Here is a 17,265-nt window from a genome sequence, read left to right on the forward strand (position 1 = left end):
CTTAAAGTTCAACCCGGTAGAGCCGCCATCGCTCCGGCACGCCCTTGAGCTGGTGCGCGCCGCGATCCTTGAAACGGATATCGGACTCCCGCATCAGGTCCTTGACCGCGCTCGAGACCAGCACCTCGCCGGCCCGTGCCTTGGCAGCGACGCGCGCACCGATGTGAAACGCGAGACCGATGACCTCCGCGCCGCTCACCTTGTATTCGCCGGCATGTAATCCCACCCTGATCTCGAGCCCCAGCGTGCGCACGGCCTTGACGATCGCGGTCGCGCAACCGATCCCGGCAGCGGGCGCGCGGAACGTCGCCAGCACACCGTCTCCCGTCGTCACGACCTCCTTGCCGCGCAAGGCCTTTAGTTCCCGGCGAACGGCGGCGTAGTAGTGATTCATCACCGTTGCCCAGCGCGAGTCGCCGAGCCGCGCGGCTTTTTCGGTGGATCGGACGATGTCGACGAAGAGGATGGTGGCGAGCGCCTGTTTGAGCTCCGAGCCTCGATCAGCGGAGCGACGCCGGTTCGCTATATTTCCCGTCAGCGGTTCATAGCGATGGCTGCGCCGCCGCGCGATTGCGGCCTTGGTGTAGTCCTGGGCACGCTGCACCGTGCGGCAGCGAATGGTTTTTTCCTGCGGTGGAAACGTCCAGGAGACCTTTCGCCCGGCTCCGGCGCCCTGAACCTCAACGGCGCCCCATTTCAGGAAGACCGTCGAGCCAGCCCGGCGGATGCACCATGCCTTTGACGTGTATCCGGACACGTTCGACTGATGCACTCCGATGCGAAGGAATTTGGGCATGAGCGTCCGGCCGATCGAACGAGCGCTTTGGGGGCTTAACGTGGGGTAAAGCGTAGCCATACATTTCCGCATTGGCAACGGTGCTCGTTTCCGCACGGATCAAAAGCGCCGGGCTCCGCGATGTCCGCATTGGACCCAAATGAGATCTGGCTTTTTAGTCAACTCCTGGCATCGCGCCTCTGCCCATTCGATACGGCGTCAGCATCGATGGACAGAATTGCCTCGTCCTGCGCTTTCGCCATCGGCTGTTCTTCGTGGCGAAATCGTGCCGGGGTCAGCCGGCTGCGGTCGACCGTGATGCCAAAGATGTCGAAGCGGTTGTAGTAGCCGACGACGTCGTGAAACTGCTTCGGCTCGACGCTCAGTTTCGATAACGCCTGATCGTCCTCAAAGGACCCAATACCCTGCCTTGCCTGCAGCGGCTGCCCGGGATCCCCAACAGGCGCTGCCGAAAGCAGCCGGCCAAGGCCAAGATTTTTTTCGATGCACTTCTTGACTTTGAAGACCCGTTTTCTAATTTTTTCTCGCTAGGCCCCCACGGGCTTAGCTCCTGAACGCCAATCGGGTTCAGGCGAGACGGGCACCGGTCGTGTCCGGTGCCGTTCATATCCATCTTGCTCTATGGAGGATTTGGCTATGCGCACGTACGACTTCTCTCCCCTGTTCCGGTCAGCCATCGGCTTTGACCGGCTCTTTGACCTCGCTGAAACCGTCCAGCGTGCCGGCGAGGACAATTATCCCCCCTATAACATCGAGCGGCTTGCGGAAGATCGGTACCAGATCGCGCTCGCGGTTGCCGGCTTTGCACCTGACGAAATCTCGGTAACGGCAGAGCAGAACGTTCTGACCATCGAGGGCACGAAGGTCGAAAAGGCCGAACGTGAATATATCTATCAGGGCATCTCGACCCGTCGCTTCAAGCGACAGTTCAGTCTGGCCGATCATGTCGAGGTTAAGAGCGCTGCCTTTGACAACGGCCTGCTCAAGATCGAGCTCGCCCGTGAAGTGCCGGAGGCCATGAAGCCGAGGCGAATTGCGATCAATACGCTTCCAAACAAGGCAACGCGCCAGTTGGAAGGCGTTGCAGCCTGACGACCCGCATAGCCGCGCTCCGCTGGGGCGCGGCTCCTCATTTCCGATTTCGTCCTGAGAATGGAGGCACCCATGCGGCCGACGACCGCGCCTGTTGACAACGTCCTTGCATTTCGCCTGCCAACAAGGGGCAGGCAAAAGTACGAGCATCCTCGCGATCTGGTTCGCGACCCCTACCTGGCGAAGGCGACGAAGAGAGCCATTCTGGCATCCTGGGCTTCGGATGCCTGCGCCGTTGCGTCCAATCCTGCACTGCGTGCTCCTGCAGAACTCAGATCGCCGGTTCCAGTCAGCGATATCCTGGACGCGCTGCGGGCCCTTGACGATCCGCGTGAACCACCCGGAGGAAGGCCGGCTCGGCTGCGCTCCACGCTGCGCAACGTCGCTGCTGCATAGGAGGGGGGGTGATCCATGACCGGCATCAGACTGCCGAAGCAAGTCATCGAGAGGATTGAAGAGCGCTGGTGGTCACGATTCAGCAAAGAGAAGCAGCGAACTTCAGAATTGATTGACGAGCGCCTCGAACGGCTGCGCACGCATCGGAACAATATCGGCCGATATAGGCGGCTGCTCAATACCGAGCTTTCCGACTTGGAACGCAAGTTCATTGAACGACGTCTTTCTGAAGAGAGGGTGGCGATGCAGACATTGGTGGCCGACATACCGCCTCTCGCCGTTGCCCGACCACCGGACGATGGAATTATCAGCCGATCCGGCGGGGTGCAGCCATGACAGAACTGCAGCGTCTGCTCGTACGTGGCAGTGAAAAAATCATAGGCCATTATCAATTCCTGCTCGATACTGCGAAGTCGGAGCACGAGCGGAAGCTGTTCACGCGAAGAATCGAGGAAGAACGTCAGATGCTGAACAATCTGATTCAAGGCTCGGACCAGTATCAGTCTGCGCGTGCCGCCTGACGCATCTGCGACATGCTGACCCGACGGGCAACTCAGCCAAAACCTGTCAAGTGCCGTGAACTGTCCCGTCTCACCCGATCGAGGGGCGCTGCGCTTTGTCACGGTGTGTCTCAGAGCGGCGAAACGAACAGCAAAGCTCGGGCGGATCATGTCGCGAGATGCGCAGCTGCGTCCCCACCCACACTGTCATCGCCCGGCTCGCTGCCTCCGCTAAAGCTTCGGCGCGCCTGTTACTCGTTGACTCGTCGAAGCCTTGGCGGAGACGGGACCGAGCGATCCAGTACGGCGCGGTCACTCGGCTCAAGCACTGGCGTCTCTGGAATACTGGATCACCCGCATGCGCGGGTGATGACACCTTGGATTGGGATGCGTAGCAACGACATCGTCAGGCAGGCGCATGCCAGCGACGCAACGGCGCCTCACTTCCCTTTCGCGGCCTTCGCCTTCAGCTTCGCCGCGCGATAGCGGGCGGCGGCGCCTTCGCGGATCGACTGTTCGCCGCGCTCGAGCGCCATCGCGTCGTCGGGGACGTCCTTGGTGATGACTGAGCCCGAGCCGATATAGGCGCCCTTGCCGATCGTGACCGGCGCGACCAGCGAGGTGTTGGTGCCGACGAAGGCGCCCTCGCCGATCAGCGTCTTGTGCTTGAGGAAACCATCATAATTGCAGGTGATGGTGCCGGCGCCGAGGTTGGAATTGGCGCCGACATGGGCGTCGCCGATATAGGAGAGATGGTTGACCTTGACGCCGGCCTCGAGCGTCGCGGCCTTGGTCTCGACGAAATTGCCGATCCGCGCGCCGTCGCCGAGCGAGGTGCCCGGCCGCAGCCGCGCATAGGGACCGACCGACACCTTCTTGCCGATACGGGCCTCGACGATGTGCGAGAAGGAATGGATCACGGCGCCGTCGTCGATCGTAACGCCCGGTCCGATCACCACGAACGGCTCGATCATGACGTCCTTGCCGAATTCCGTGTCGGCGGCAAGATAGACGGTGTCCGGCGCGATCAGGGTCACGCCGGCCTCGAGCGCCTGCTTGCGCAGCCGCGCCTGCATCACGGCCTCCGCCTCGGCGAGCTGCGCCTTGGTGTTGATGCCGCGAACTTCGTCTTCGCTGGTTTCGATCACGACGGCCTCCAGTCCCAATTCCCCGACGATGCCGACGGCATCGGTCAGATAATATTCGCCCTTGGCGTTGGCATTGCCGATCTTCTCGATGATCGCGAGCGCCTTCCTGCCGTCGAACGCCATCACGCCGGCGTTGCTCAGCGTGATCTTGCGCTCCTCGGGGCTGGCATCGGCATGCTCGCGGATCGCAATCAGCTTGCCGTTCTCGGTCACCAGCCGGCCGTAGCCGGTCGGGTCGGCGGCGTGGAAACCGAGCACCGCAAGCGCAGCGCCGTCACGTAGCGGCGCACGCATCCGCGCAAAGGTCTCGGCCGAGATCAACGGCGTGTCACCGAACGCGACCAGCAGGTCGTCGGCGCCGCGGGCGAGCGCCTCGCGTGCCGCCAGCACCGCATGCGCCGTGCCGAGCCGCTCGCGCTGCACGAAGGTTTGCGCATCGGGCCGCACCCGGCGCGCCTCGGCGGCGACCGCCTCGTGGTCGGGACCGATCACGACCGCGAGCTGCGATCCCTCGCCGGAGGCGGCGGCATCGAGCACATGCGCCAGCAGTGACTGCCCGGCCACCGGGTGCAACACCTTCGGCAGCGACGAGCGCATCCGCGTGCCCTCGCCGGCCGCAAGCACCACTGTCAGGCTCGTTCGCGCAGTCATTCAGCATCCTCGACGGTTCGCGCAGTCAGCTGCGCATCGCTTTCTTCGAGGCCGTCTTTAATTGTTTTCCCCGGCAGAAGAAACCGATTCGCCTCCATGGCCCCTCAGATTCAAGTTCCCGGTCCATTTCCTGTTAATCTTTGCCTCGTGATTCGGCGGGCCTTGAGGAGGGCCAAGCGGGCTTTGGCCAAAGATCCCGACAATCTGGCGGCGGATTTCGACACCGAGAGCACCACCGGCTTTTTGGCCGAGGAGGATGCTTTCGATCGCCGCATGCTGTGGCGGCTCGGCTCGTGGGGCGTGGCTGCGGTCGGGGCCGTCACCATCGCCGTGATTGCCAACCAGTCGGCGCTGACGCTGCGGCGCGACCAGGTCGCCGCATCTGCCGCATCTGATATCGCGCGCCAGGCCCAGCAGCTGCAGACGCTGGCGAAGGAGAGCCACAACGAGACGCGGCGGCTGGCATCCGCGATCGATACGCTCAACGGCGACCGCGACCGGCTGTATTCGCGCGTCACCACGCTGGAACAGGGTCTCGACTCCGTGACCGGCACGATCGCGAAACAGCCGGTGGCGGCCGTACCGGCACCACCAACTCCGGCAGCGTCGCCTGCTACGGCGCCTGCATCAGCCAATGCGGCGCCGGCAGTGGCGGCACCAGCCGTTGCCGCCGTCGCAACGACGCAGCCTGCCCCATTGGACAAGCCGGCCGCGACCGACAAGGTGGTTGCATCCATCGACAGCAAGGCGCCGGCACCGGCCGAGAAACCAGTGGCAGCGGCCGAGAAGCCCATGGCGGCCGACAAGAAGCCGTCGGCCTCCGAGAGCTCGCCGCCGGTCTCTGCCTCCGCCCCATCAGTTGCCAGTCCGATGAGCGCCGCGGCCGCCGCGGCCAGCACCGACCAAGTAAAGGCGGCCGCGCCAGCGCCCGCGGCCACGCCGGCTGCGGACAAGCCGCTTATGGCATCGCGCGATCCTGCGCCGAGCAAAGCAACCGAAGCGGCCAAGCCGCCGACCTCGAGCGACGTCAACGCCGCGCCGATCCCGCCGCTCATGATCACCCGGGATCCGGACTCCGACGTCGAAGACGAGGCGCCGAGGGCGCAGATCCAGCGCACCGAGTTCGGCGTCGATCTCGGTACGGCAAATTCGGTCAACGGACTGCGCGCGCTGTGGCGCAGCCTCTTGAAGTCGAAGGCCAATGCGCCGCTGGCTGCGCTGCGGCCGATCATCGTCATCAAGGAGAACGGCAACGGGCTCGGCATGCAGTTGCGCCTCGTGGCCGGGCCGCTGAACGACGCCGGGACCGCCGCCAGGATTTGCGCCGGCCTCAGCCTGGTCCAGCGAACCTGCGAGACGGCGATCTATGACGGCCAGCGGTTGGCCCTGACCGAGCCGCCTGCCGGAGCCAAGCCGGCTTTGCCGCACCGGCGGGCCGCGCCGAGGCGCACGGTCGCACCGCCGCAGCCGGTTGCCGAGGAAAAGAAGCCGGAGCCAACGACAATCTCCTCGATGTTCCGGCGGAACAGCCAATGATCATGTCCGGCAAAGGATTGCGGCCAAATTCTCAACCGATTTCGCTGCTCTGACCGAGCCTTGTCCGAAACCCCGTTCCCGACCATAGTGCCGCGATGACAAAACCTCCTTTCCGCCTCTCCCCCTATCAGGTCCAGTTCCTGATGGTCGTGGGCTTCGTCACCGTCGGCTATGCACTGTACGTGCGCTATCTCGCCATCGAATTCTCGCCGGTTGCACTGGCCTGCGACGCCGGCACGCAGACCATGCTGTGCAAGGCCCGCGCGCTGTCCACCGTGCTGTTCAAGAACTCGGTGTTCGGGATCACCGCGCTGGTGATTGCGGTGCTGAACCTGACGCGACCGTCGATCGTGCTGCTCACCGTTGGCCTGATCGCAGCCGGGCTCGGGATCGTGCTCTACAACGTCGTGCTGTCGGGGCTCGCGATCGGCTTGTTTATCCTGGGTTTTGCGCGGCCCGCGCCCGCCACAGCGTAGCGGCGAGCAAGAGGTACATCACGCAGGTCCAGTCCGACTGCCAGTTGATCGTGCCCTCGTTGTAGATCGTGAAGAGGGCGGCAATCGCCAACAGACCGGCGAACACGGATTCCGCGAGCGGCCGGATGCCTTCCTTCGGGCGATTGAGCATGGTGAGCAGCGCGAACGGCACCACCGCCATGATGAGCGAAGCGTACGGGAAATCGCGGTAGCGCGGATCGAAGGCGAAGCCGAGCGCGGTCTCGGCTGCGATCACCGTGGTGATGACCAGCACGATCGCGAGCAATGCGCCGATCGCACCCTTGCCGCGATAGTCACGCGGCCCGACCAACTCCAGGAAGGTCGGCAGCGAGCGCCCGGCGATCAGCGCATGCGCGGTCAGCAAGGGCGAGGCAATGGCGGCCGCGAGCAGCACGCCCCAATGCAGCCAGCCGCCGATGCCGTAGCTCTCGTAATACATCTTGTCGCCGGCGATCCCCAGCAGCGTCCCCGCCGTCGTCGCCGAAATCGCGACCGCGATCCAGGCCGATGGCCGCGGCGTCCAGGGCCGGCGGCGCAGCGTCAGCCAGGCCGCGAGGAAAGTGGCGATAGACAGCGCCATGCCGCCCGCCATCTGCAGCTTCCAGGTGGGGTAATTGCTGATCGCAACGCCGGGCGGGTACTTCACCTGCCGCTTGGCGGCATCGAACAGGCCCCAATTGCCGCCGACTGTGCCCTCGAGCTTGCGCTTCCAGGGCTGGTCATAGGCCTCGATCAGGTTGACCCGAAAGCCCTCGCGCTTGGCGAGGTCGAGGATCTCGGACACCACCCGCGCCTGGTTGGTGCGCGACGGCAGTGCGCCCTCCCGCATCCGTCCCGCGCTCGGCCATCCGGTCTCGCCGATCAGGATCTCCTTGCCCGGGAACGTCACCGCCATCCGCTTGCGGATATCGTCGACATGCGCAGCGGCGTACTTCGCCTTGACCGGGATGTCCTCCCAATATGGCAGGATGTGAATGGTGACAAAATCGACCGCGTCATAGATCTCGCGGTTCTTCACCCAGTATTCCCAGACGTCGGCATAGGTGACCGGGAGATTGCCCGCCGCCGCCTTCACCGCGCGGATGTTGCCGGCAAGATCGGCGGCGGTCATCTCGCCGCGCAGCAGCACCTCGTTGCCGACGATCAGCGAGGTGACGACGCCGGGATATTCCTTGGCGAGCCGGACCGCGATCGCGATCTGCTGCAAATTCTTGAAGCGGTTGCTGCTGAGCCAGATGCCCTGCATCACCTTCAGCCCGACCTTGGCCGCCACGCCGGGGACCTGGTTGAGGCCGTTCTCGATCGAATAGGTCCGCACGCAATCGGTAACCTTGGCGAGATCGGCGAGGTCCTGCTCGATCTGTTCGACCGGAATCTGCGTGGTGGGATCGAGCGGCGTCTGGGCGCCGCGGAACGGCGTGTACGACACGCATTGCAGCTTTGCGGCAGGATCGATCGGCGCGCGCGCGAGCGTAATCGGCGTGGCGAGCCACCACCACACAGATGCAATCACGGCGAGCGAGATCAGGAGAAGCGCCAGCGGCGTACGAAGCGAAATCGGTTCCATCCTCCGGGGGACCGTCGAATTAGCCGGTCACGGCCCGTCTGCCAAGTCCAGGAATCGGTCAATACCATGGTTGTCCTGCGACAGTTTTGCGCTGGGGTGATAAAGTTGTGAGTTTGCTGGACAAAATACCAAATTCCAGTCATGGGATTCCGCCAGAGTCTCCGCCGCACTGGAGACCTATTTGGACGGCATCACGCGAGCCGTTAGGATGATCCCGCAGGGGCCGGAACATATCGGGGAATGCATGCGTCGACGGCTGCTTGAGTTGAAGAACACTGCTTTGCGCCATCTTGCCGTAACGGGCCTCGTCACAGCGCTTGCGCTCTTGAACGGAGCCGGCGGCGCGTTCGCCCAGAGCGGCACGCCGAATCCGCCTGACCAGGCCAAACAGCAGCCTGGACAGCCCGACGCCAATGCCAACGCCGTGCGGGAGGCCAACCAGCGCAAGGTCGAGGAGTTCGTCGAGGCCCAGCAGGCCATCAACGGTCCGGCCGGCAACCCGGAATGCGTCTGGCTCGGCCGCCGCGTGGTCCGCCTGATGTGGAACGACGACCTCGACACCGCCTTCCGCCATCTCGACCTCTACGACCGTTTCGGCTGCCCCGGCGGCCACGTCCAGGCCGCCTTCCGCTGCCTGACCCGGTTCGGCGCCCAGATCGACGACAAGGTGCGCGGCAGCCTCGATGGCCGCATCCACGCCTGCTGGATCAATCCGGGTGCCCAGCCGCAGGCCGCGGCAGCCGCCGCGCCTACCCCGCCGTCCACGGCCGGCAATGTCGCCCCTGCGCCGGCCGCCTCGCCCTCGCCTGCGCCGACCCCGTCGGCGACACCGGCGCCGGCATCGAAATAGCCGCATCGCACGATCGGATCCGGCCGCGATTTTTTTCGCGGCTGGAACGGCTTGCGCCCTTAAAACGCCATCGCAGCACACCAGTTGTTAAATCGGATGGCGGAGATATCTTTCCCTCCGCCGCTATGTTGGTCGAACCCAGGGGACGGGTTCGCTTAGTCCTCAATCTCAGGCCCCGTATGGTTTAACCGCGATGCGCGCCGTCGTCGCCGTCCTGTTGCTTGTCACCGCCGCCCACGCTGCCCTGTGGGGTCTCTTCCAGGAGAAGCAGTCGGCGCCCGATTTCCGTGGCACGTTGCCGAGCCTGTCCTACGCCCCGTTCGAGTCCGGCCACTCCGTCGCGGACGTTGCCGCCGACAGCGAGAAGGTGCGCACCGACCTGCGAAAGCTCTCGACGCTCACCAAAGCGGTCCGCCTCTATTCGTCGACCGAAGGCAACGAGCTGGTGCCGCCGGTCGCCGCCGAGTTCGGCATGAAGGTCACGGTCGGCGCCTGGATCGACAAGGACGCCAACCGCAACAATCGCGAGATCGAAGCCGCGATCAACCTTGCCAAGCGCAACAGCAACGTCATCGGCATCGTGGTCGGCAACGAAACCGTGTTCCGCGGCGAGCAGGTCCCGCTCGAAAACCTCGGCTCGGTTCCGGAGATCGGGGTGCCGCCGGAGGAATCCGAGCGCATCCTCCGCGAGGAGGCGCAGCGCCTGCACGACGCGGAGACGCAGCCCGAGGACAAGCGGGCCGAAGCCGTCAAATGGGCGATCGCCGAAAGCAACGTGCACAGGCTGATCAAGGTGATCCAGCGCGTCAAGAAGTCGGTCAGCGTTCCCGTGACGACCGGTGAAATCTGGAACATCTGGCGCGACCATCCGCAGCTCGCCAATTCGTCCGACTTCATCGCCGCGCACGTGCTGCCGTACTGGGAAAACTTCACCGACAAGCAGGCGGTGGATCAGGCGGTCGACCGCTACAACCTCCTGCGCGACTCGTTCCCCGGCAAGCGCATCCTGATCGCCGAATTCGGCTGGCCGAGCCAGGGCTACAATCTGCGCAGCGCCGAGCCCGGTCCGTTCCAGCAGGCCACGGTGCTGCGCAATTTCGTCGCGCGCGCCGAAGCCATCGGCATGGACTACAACATCGTCGAAGCCATCGATCAGCCTTGGAAGTTCTTCGAAGGCGGCGTCGGTCCCTACTGGGGCATCCTCAATGCCGACCGCGAGGCGAAGTTCGCCTGGACCGGCCCGGTCACCGATCTCAACTACTGGAAGATCGCGCTGGTCGCCGTGCTGGTCGGCCTGTTCATGTCGCTACCGATCCTGCGGCTGGACCAGCCGACCGTGATGCAGGCACTGCTGCTGTCGGCCGCGGCCAACGGCGTCGGCGCCTGGGTTGCGACCGTGTTCTCGTACTGGACCACGCACTATTTCGTCTGGGGTTCGGCCTTCGCGCTCAGCCTCGGCCTGATGCTGCTGGTTCCGCTGGTCCTGATTGCGATGGCGCGGATCGAGGAGATCGCGGCGGTGGCGTTCGGCCGCGGCCCGCGCCGGCTGATCGGCAAGAGCGAGCCGCTCGCACCCGCCACGATGGGCGAGAATGTGACGTTCCCGAAAGTCTCGATCCACATCCCGGCCTATTTCGAACCGGTCGAGATGCTGAAGCAGACGCTCGATGCAGTGTCGCGGCTCGACTATCCGAATTTCGAGTGCGTCTGCATCATCAACAACACGCCCGATCCCGACTTCTGGCGGCCGATCCAGGATCACTGCCGGATGCTCGGCGAGCGCTTCAAGTTCATCAATGCCGAGAAGGTGCAGGGCTTCAAGGCCGGCGCGCTGCGGATTGCGATGGAGCGGACCGCGGCGGATGCCGAGATCATCGGCATCATCGACGCCGACTATGTCGTGCATCCGGACTGGCTCAAGGACCTCGTGCCGGCGTTCGCCGATCCGCGCGTCGGCTTGGTCCAGGCGCCGCAGGAGCATCGCGACGGCGACCGCTCATTGATGCACTACATCATGAACGGCGAATATGCCGGGTTCTTCGACATCGGCATGGTCCAGCGTAACGAGTTCAACGCCATCATCGTGCACGGCACGATGTGCCTGATCCGACGCGCCGCGATGGACAAGGCCGGCGGCTGGTCCTCTGACACGATCTGCGAGGACACCGATCTCGGTCTCTCGATCCAGCAACAGGGCTGGCTCACGCATTACACCAATGTGCGTTACGGCGAAGGCCTGCTGCCTGACACCTATGAGGCCTTCAAGAAGCAGCGCCACCGCTGGGCCTATGGCGGCTTCCAGATCGTCAAGAAGCACTGGCGGCGCTTCCTGCCCGGCGCCAGCCGGTTGACGCCGGACCAGCGCCGCGAGTTCTCGCTCGGCTGGCTCAATTGGCTAGGGGCCGAAAGCCTCGGCGTCGTGGTCGCGATCCTCAATCTGATCTGGGTCCCGATCGTCGCCTTTGCCGACATCGCGATCCCCGACAAGATCCTGACCCTGCCGATCATCGCCTCCTTCATCGTCTCGCTGGTGCATTTCGTCGCGCTCTACCGGCTGCGCGTGAACATCAAGGCCGGCCAGATGCTGGGTGCCATGATCGCGGCGATGAGCGTGCAGTGGACGGTGTCGCGCGCGGTGGCGCAGGGCCTGATCACCGAGCATCTCGCCTTCGCCCGCACCTCGAAGGGCGGCCTGTCGCGGATGTCGATCGAATTCCAGGCGTTCTGGGAAGCCGTGATCGGCGTGCTGCTGCTGGTCGGCGCCATCGTGCTGGTCGTCACCAACGGCTACAAGCAGGTGCGCGAGATCTACATCTTCGCCGCGGTTCTGGTGCTTGAAAGCCTGCCGTTCCTCTCCGCCGTCGCCATCGCGATCCTGGAGAATTCGCGGATCAACGAGTTCGCGTTTTGGCGCAACAGCGCGATCCGGACGGCGGAACTGATCGGGCTCCGCCCGGTTAGCCTGCCCTCGGTCGCCGCCCCGTCGCAGCCGGTCGGCTCGGAAATCCGCCACGACAGCTGAGCTAAAGCGTTTTCGAGCGAAGTGGGTACCGGTTCGCGTGAGGAAAACGCGTCAAAACAAGAATCCAGAGCCCGGTTCCGATTCAATCGGAACGGGGCTCTGACTTCAAGAAACCGGCCTAACCCGAGGCGCCGGAACGGCAAATCCGCCGTCACGGCGCACAATTGACCGCCCTTCGGCTATTGACCCGATGGGCCCTGCCCCCTACACAGCGCGGGCTGGAGCATGATCCGGAGCGGCTCAAGGTCTGCGTCCGGATCCGATGTTCAGGTGAGTGAGCGCGTAGCTCAGGCGGTAGAGCACGTGACTTTTAATCATGGGGTCGAGGGTTCGAGTCCCTCCGCGCTCACCAAATAACCGCAGTAACCTCAACGGCATAGCATCTGACTGGCCAGGCGCATTCAGGCGCATCCGAGCCCAGATTGTAAACCAGTTTACAAAGTCCGTTCTGCGGCCGTTCTTTTTCAGGAGCGGCCGGTGAATTGGCTGCACCCTGCTGCAACCCTGTCAAGCTGCCGTCTTGGCCATCCTACTCGCCGCCGATCGCGAGATGACGGCGCTCGAGATCGGCCGGGATTCCGGCCTCTACCAGAACGGCACCCCGCGCTCGGCTCGTCCCTGATCCGGCCGCTCCTGATCGCCGGCGCCGCGGCGAAGTGCGGCCGCAAACCTCTTAACGCGGTCGAATCGCGATCGCGCTTCCTTGGAGGCGTGAAAAAAACTCGATCATAAGGCCGGCGCGCAGAGTTGGCGTGCACGAAACGTCCACGGCATGTTGTTTTCATCTTATTCGCCAATGCCTTAGCCGCCTTATTCTGAGCAAAATTTGGCGAAAGGCTGCGGTTTTTCGGAAGCCTTGCCGTTCATTGCGTTGGTCAGGAGCCATTCATGTGGATCCGAATTTTTGTTGTTGGAATAATTGGCTTGGTTGGAATGGGTGCGGTTGCAGCACTCGGGAGAAATCCTGCGCCCGCAGCGCTGACGACAGCCACCTACCCCGTGGCGGAGACGTCGGGTAAGGGCGACCGCCTTCCGTTGAAAGTCGAATCCCAGGCGACCGGTGCTGCCCTCGTGAATGCACCCGCGGAAGAGTACGAGGTTGCCGCCGTTACAATTGATGCGTCGTCCGCAACGACTGCTGCCCCCACAGCACCCGTCCAGGTCTCTGTCACGCCCCGTCCGAGCGAACAGCGGAAGGAGCCGTTGAAGATCATTTCTCGACATTGGCATGATCCCGCAGACACAAAATACCAATTGACGAAGCGAAAAACGGCTGCCGAAAACAGCTCACCGCCAGGACGGGCCGACACGCCTCAACAGGCCGGCGAGAAGAAAAACTGCAGTCAGAACGGACTGGACACCTTCCTGCGGTCCATCAACCTAAAATCGCGCTGCGCTACATAGGAGCTACCTGAAAAGCGATCCGCGTGCGGGGAGCATCGAGGCCGCTTATTTCAGTCGGGGCATGGGCCCTACCGGCTTTGCTTGCCCTGCTGCGGCCGACGGGGGCGGAAATTCAGCGGGCCAGGGCCGAGGGTGTCTGAACGCATGCGAGTGCTTAGCATTTGGTGGATCACGGGTCCCTTGCTGCTTAGCGCCTGCATCGCAGGGGCCATAATCGCCTCTGCAAATGAGAACCTAGCCAAGGCGGGCTTCCTCATCGTCGGCGCTCTTCTGGCGATCATTACATCCGTCCTCGTCGAGATCCGTAAGCGTCAGGTGCAAGTTCTAGATCTAGCTCGAGTCCTGTACGCGGAATTGACGCACCTGGTTGCTCGCTGCGTTTTTGATTCCGAGAAGCCTTGGAAAGCTTACTGGCCCAAGGACTCCGCGCCAGGCTTGATGTCCGCTGGGAAGCTGCGGAAGTTCGCACCTGCTGTACCGACCATCTACAGTGCCACCGCTGGCCAGCTTGCCCTATTGCCGGGGAAAGCTCCGCAGACCTTGATTGAGTTTCACTACCGGCTTTCCGCCCTTCGCCGTGAGATCGAGAACACGATCGCGAGCGTAAATCCTTCGAATAGCGCAAACGTCCCGATCGGCGAGCTCAGGCAAATTGGACTGAGATTTCGTCAAACACTCGGTCCAAGCCTAAAAGCCCTTGAAGACCTTAGGCCACTGGTGGCAGACCAAGCCAAAATCGAGGAGCACGCCCGTATCAGCTATTACGAAACGCGTCCGGGCTCGGACCTGAAGAAGACCCTAAGGGAGCGGATTGAAGACCTGCTGGCTGAGTCCCGCTCGCTAGAAGAGAAGTAGGCGAACTAACCCGCCGGCGTGACCCGACGGCCGTTTGGTGCTCAGATCCGGGCGGCTGCCTGGTCGGGCAGACAACCTGGAATCGGCTCGTCGAGCAGGCCGGCGAACACCCTACCGACCAGGCTACTCATCCCCGGTTCACATTCGGCTTCCTAATGTGTCCGACACTCTAAGATGCCAACGGGAAGGAAGCCCCATGAAACTTAAACTTGCGCTCGCTACACTTGCTGCCCTCGGCAGCGTTGCTATGGGAGAAACAGCGTCCGCGATGCCGTTTACCCCGCTCTCCCCCGCTTCAAACGTCGAGAACGTCGCTGTTGTCTGCGGCGCGCGCGGTTGTGTCCGCACGGCACCCGTCTACCGAGGGTACGGGTACGGCTATCATGGTGGCTACGGTGTGCGTCGCTATGGTTATGGCGTGCATCGAGGTTACGGATACCACCGCGGATACCGCCGTTGGTGATTGGCATCTAGCCAGCAGTCCGCCCTGCGGTCCCACGGCGCCGAAACTAAAAGAAAACCCGCTGGTTCACGCCCGGCGGGCTTATCGGCTTATCCATCGGCCCGCGGCATAGGCCATGCAACCTATCCGAGACGGCGATCGCCGCGGCATGGCTGCAGAACGCGGGTGTCCGAGCATCCTGACGCGAAAGGCTACACCAAGCGAAAAATGGCTGACGCCATGCGGCGGCTGTTGGATGCCGGTGTCTTGCGGATCGAAACGCAGGCACCGCCCTCGCGGCGGTATGACGTGTTCGTCCCCGCACCAAACTGAAAGTCTCATCCCACCTCGCCCAGCCAATTTTCGGCTTGGCGAGCCGGCCTTAAGCTGCAACCATGCGGTGTTTTGCAGGAGCGGCGCATGGAAGAGGAACAGCTAGCCTTTGAGCGGGAGAAGCTATCCCTTCAAACCGAACTCGAGCGGCAGAAGCTAACTTCTCAAAGCCAATTGGAGCGGGAAAAGCTGACCACTCAAAATGCTACTGAGTGGCGGAAATTAGCTCTGGAACGATACAAGGCTCGACTGGACTACACAAAATTCGTTCTGGGAAGCGTATTCGTTGCCTTGGCCATAGCGGCAATCCCGCCACTGTTTCAGCTAGCATCAGCCGTTCTAGAATACACAAAATCCAACGCAGAACGTTTAGCAAAGCAACAGGCATTTCGAGACGATTACAACAAGGAGTTCATCAATAACGGTCTAAACCAAGATATCGAGTTGCGCATCCGATTCGCACAGTACCTCGCGAACGTAGCGAGCGAGCAATCAAAACTGGATTGGCAGCAATACTACAAAGCATTGGTCGCTTCTCGGGACGCAATACGAAAGGATATCGACATAATGGAAGAGAAGTGGCGCACCTTGTCGGGCGCCAAGGATAGGGATGAAATCGAAATAGCAAAGATAGAGAGACATCTCGAATGGGCATACAAAGAAGTTGGGTATGCCCCGAAAAATCGGAGCGCGGTTGCAAACCCACGCGTTCCAGAGGCTGTCGCCTCGCCCGCTGCCCCGACAACGATTGCGCCAACCGCTACCCTCAAACTGCAATTTTTGAGCACCAACCTAGCTGTTGTGAGCAATGCGTACACTTGGACTCCAACTTCTGATGAGGGGAAGAAGTATGGACCGGTAGTAATTCCTGCGGGGTTTCTGACCACGCCAAATAGATTCCCAGATACATTTTCATCGGTACTTCCTGTAGGAGACAGCAATATATCAGCGTTCGTTCTTCATGATTTCCTCTATTGGGATCAGACCAAAAGCCGGGACGCAGCGGACGACATCCTTAGAATCGCCCTTACAGAGAACGGCGCTACCCCCCCCACGACCGTTACGCTAATCTATCAAGCTATCCGCCGGTTCGGCCAAGCTGCTTGGGATCAAAACGCTAAGAAAAAGGCAGACGGTGAGAAGCGATTCCTCAAGGAGATCCCCGTAGATGCGATCACTTGGGATGATTTGAAGAAGCGCCCCGAACTTTTTAAGTAGGATTTTTCGCACTCCTTCGAACCCCTTCGCACCGGGTGTTCGCACGCTCCCCTATAACCCCCGAGGCCATGCGAGCCGGCCTTAGTGCGAGGGCACCCGGCCGGTTTCAGACGCAACACATCCGGCACAATTGGAAGGTAGTATCGATCATCGATCAGTACCTCGCCATGAAGAAACAGTCGCTCGGGAAGCAATGAATTTGAGCTTGCGTTAACGGACTGTCCAGTTGAGCGGGGCAAAGTCAATCAAACCAATCCTTTCGCTCGCGCGATAGCACGCGCCCGCGCGCGTAGTCGGTCGATGCCAATTCTTGCAACCGCCGCTCAAGGAATTCCGTGGCGACAACCGCCTCGCGGGCATCGCCGCGCAAGCCGCTATGGCTTGGTCGGCTGCTCGTCGACGCGGCCGGGATCGTTGGATAGGTCGGGTTCCGTTTTAGGCATCGCGCCAATGTTCACATTATGTTCCAGTCCATCAACCTATTCTCTTGGGCCTTGCCTATTTTAGCAGTGGCCCAATTTGGATAAGGTGACGAGTTGATTATCGCGCGCCCGTCTCGACCCCAAGGGAGGGCCTCATGCTGAAATTGTTAGTACCAGTGCTATTTGGTGGCCTAGCGGTCGGAGGAATAACGGTCTTTTCGCTAGGTGGAGTACAGATTTTTGTCGGACAAGCACCGCAACAACCACGGCTGCCCCAGACCGGCCCGTATCAGGGTCCCATAGACAATCCGGCCGGAAATGCTCGCGGGTTGCAGGACTTTCTCTCTGACTGCCGCGCCAATGGTGGCACCGTTTACACGGCGTCCCAATGGAATGCCGCGCAACCAGGAGCCAATCTTCGCGACGGTGCTTTGCACTGTCACAGACCGGCTACGATAATTACGAAACAGGAGTAGCTGCCGGTATCGAACCAACCTAGTCGCGCTGCAAGCGCGATCATCCACCCCAGACCCAAG

13 protein-coding genes and 1 tRNA gene are annotated in these 17,265 nt (G+C 62.3%); 11 read left to right on the forward strand and 3 right to left on the reverse strand.

Annotated elements, in window-relative coordinates; translation table 11 throughout:
• Window position 1 precedes the first annotated feature (1 nt).
• Window positions 2–796: an adenylate/guanylate cyclase domain-containing protein gene (locus tag ACVW1C_RS00235; RefSeq protein WP_456762969.1), complete on the reverse strand. Its 795-nt coding sequence runs from the start codon at window positions 794–796 to the stop codon at window positions 2–4.
• Between the two features lie 636 nt (window positions 797–1,432).
• Here ACVW1C_RS00235 and ACVW1C_RS00240 point away from each other — a divergent pair.
• From ACVW1C_RS00240 to ACVW1C_RS00250, 3 genes are all read left to right on the forward strand, one after another.
• Window positions 1,433–1,888, forward strand: a complete 456-nt coding sequence (locus tag ACVW1C_RS00240) for an Hsp20 family protein (RefSeq protein ID WP_456756652.1) — start codon at window positions 1,433–1,435, stop codon at window positions 1,886–1,888.
• Between the two features lie 411 nt (window positions 1,889–2,299).
• The gene (locus ACVW1C_RS00245; RefSeq protein WP_456756653.1) at window positions 2,300–2,620 is read left to right on the forward strand and encodes a hypothetical protein; all 321 of its coding nucleotides are present in this window, start codon (window positions 2,300–2,302) and stop codon (window positions 2,618–2,620) included.
• Entirely contained in the window at window positions 2,617–2,805 is a 189-nt protein-coding gene (locus tag ACVW1C_RS00250) for a hypothetical protein (RefSeq protein WP_456756654.1), read from the forward strand. Before ACVW1C_RS00245 ends, ACVW1C_RS00250 begins: the two co-directional genes overlap by 4 nt.
• Before the next feature lie 419 nt (window positions 2,806–3,224).
• Here the strand turns inward: ACVW1C_RS00250 and glmU are convergent, their stop codons facing one another.
• On the reverse strand, window positions 3,225–4,583 hold the full coding sequence (gene glmU / locus ACVW1C_RS00255) for a bifunctional UDP-N-acetylglucosamine diphosphorylase/glucosamine-1-phosphate N-acetyltransferase GlmU (protein WP_456756655.1): 1,359 nt from the start codon (window positions 4,581–4,583) through the stop codon (window positions 3,225–3,227).
• Between the two features lie 183 nt (window positions 4,584–4,766).
• On the opposite strand from glmU, the gene ACVW1C_RS00260 reads away from it, so the two are divergent.
• Window positions 4,767–6,119, forward strand: coding sequence for a hypothetical protein (locus ACVW1C_RS00260; protein ID WP_456756656.1), 1,353 nt, complete (start codon window positions 4,767–4,769; stop codon window positions 6,117–6,119).
• A gap of 95 nt (window positions 6,120–6,214) precedes the next feature.
• Complete coding sequence (locus ACVW1C_RS00265) at window positions 6,215–6,595, forward strand: hypothetical protein (RefSeq protein ID WP_018271584.1); 381 nt, start codon at window positions 6,215–6,217, stop codon at window positions 6,593–6,595.
• Here ACVW1C_RS00265 and ACVW1C_RS00270 read toward each other — a convergent pair.
• Window positions 6,555–8,183, reverse strand: coding sequence for a glycoside hydrolase family 17 protein (locus ACVW1C_RS00270; RefSeq protein ID WP_456756657.1), 1,629 nt, complete (start codon window positions 8,181–8,183; stop codon window positions 6,555–6,557). The two genes, ACVW1C_RS00265 and ACVW1C_RS00270, sit on opposite strands and share 41 nt — an antisense overlap.
• Before the next feature lie 244 nt (window positions 8,184–8,427).
• Here ACVW1C_RS00270 and ACVW1C_RS00275 point away from each other — a divergent pair, with 244 nt between their 5' ends.
• The 6 genes from ACVW1C_RS00275 to ACVW1C_RS00300 all read left to right on the forward strand — a co-directional run bounded on the left by ACVW1C_RS00275 (window position 8,428) and on the right by ACVW1C_RS00300 (window position 16,307).
• The gene (locus ACVW1C_RS00275) at window positions 8,428–9,033 is read left to right on the forward strand and encodes a beta-1-3, beta-1-6-glucan biosynthesis protein (RefSeq protein ID WP_456756658.1); all 606 of its coding nucleotides are present in this window, start codon (window positions 8,428–8,430) and stop codon (window positions 9,031–9,033) included.
• Window positions 9,034–9,226: 193 nt separating this feature from the next.
• Window positions 9,227–12,055, forward strand: a complete 2,829-nt coding sequence (locus ACVW1C_RS00280) for a glycosyltransferase (RefSeq protein ID WP_456756659.1) — start codon at window positions 9,227–9,229, stop codon at window positions 12,053–12,055.
• Window positions 12,056–12,331: 276 nt separating this feature from the next.
• A tRNA-Lys gene (locus tag ACVW1C_RS00285) sits at window positions 12,332–12,407 on the forward strand.
• Window positions 12,408–12,943: 536 nt separating this feature from the next.
• A complete protein-coding gene (locus ACVW1C_RS00290; protein WP_456756660.1) occupies window positions 12,944–13,459 on the forward strand; it encodes a hypothetical protein in 516 nt (171 codons plus the stop codon).
• A gap of 180 nt (window positions 13,460–13,639) precedes the next feature.
• Entirely contained in the window at window positions 13,640–14,314 is a 675-nt protein-coding gene (locus ACVW1C_RS00295) for a hypothetical protein (protein ID WP_456756661.1), read from the forward strand.
• Between the two features lie 862 nt (window positions 14,315–15,176).
• Window positions 15,177–16,307, forward strand: a complete 1,131-nt coding sequence (locus ACVW1C_RS00300; RefSeq protein WP_456756662.1) for a DUF1353 domain-containing protein — start codon at window positions 15,177–15,179, stop codon at window positions 16,305–16,307.
• The last annotated feature ends 958 nt before the right edge of the window (window positions 16,308–17,265 follow it).

Source organism: Bradyrhizobium sp. USDA 4011, from assembly GCF_054063415.1.

Coding starts and splice junctions, on each gene's coding strand:
- ACVW1C_RS00235 (WP_456762969.1), bottom strand. CDS start 796: ATGCCCAAATTCCTTCGCATCGGAGTGCATCAGTCGAACGTGTCCGGA.
- ACVW1C_RS00240 (WP_456756652.1), top strand. CDS start 1,433: ATGCGCACGTACGACTTCTCTCCCCTGTTCCGGTCAGCCATCGGCTTT.
- ACVW1C_RS00245 (WP_456756653.1), top strand. CDS start 2,300: ATGACCGGCATCAGACTGCCGAAGCAAGTCATCGAGAGGATTGAAGAG.
- ACVW1C_RS00250 (WP_456756654.1), top strand. CDS start 2,617: ATGACAGAACTGCAGCGTCTGCTCGTACGTGGCAGTGAAAAAATCATA.
- glmU (WP_456756655.1), bottom strand. CDS start 4,583: ATGACTGCGCGAACGAGCCTGACAGTGGTGCTTGCGGCCGGCGAGGGC.
- ACVW1C_RS00265 (WP_018271584.1), top strand. CDS start 6,215: ATGACAAAACCTCCTTTCCGCCTCTCCCCCTATCAGGTCCAGTTCCTG.
- ACVW1C_RS00270 (WP_456756657.1), bottom strand. CDS start 8,183: ATGGAACCGATTTCGCTTCGTACGCCGCTGGCGCTTCTCCTGATCTCG.
- ACVW1C_RS00275 (WP_456756658.1), top strand. CDS start 8,428: ATGCGTCGACGGCTGCTTGAGTTGAAGAACACTGCTTTGCGCCATCTT.
- ACVW1C_RS00280 (WP_456756659.1), top strand. CDS start 9,227: ATGCGCGCCGTCGTCGCCGTCCTGTTGCTTGTCACCGCCGCCCACGCT.
- ACVW1C_RS00290 (WP_456756660.1), top strand. CDS start 12,944: ATGTGGATCCGAATTTTTGTTGTTGGAATAATTGGCTTGGTTGGAATG.
- ACVW1C_RS00300 (WP_456756662.1), top strand. CDS start 15,177: ATGGAAGAGGAACAGCTAGCCTTTGAGCGGGAGAAGCTATCCCTTCAA.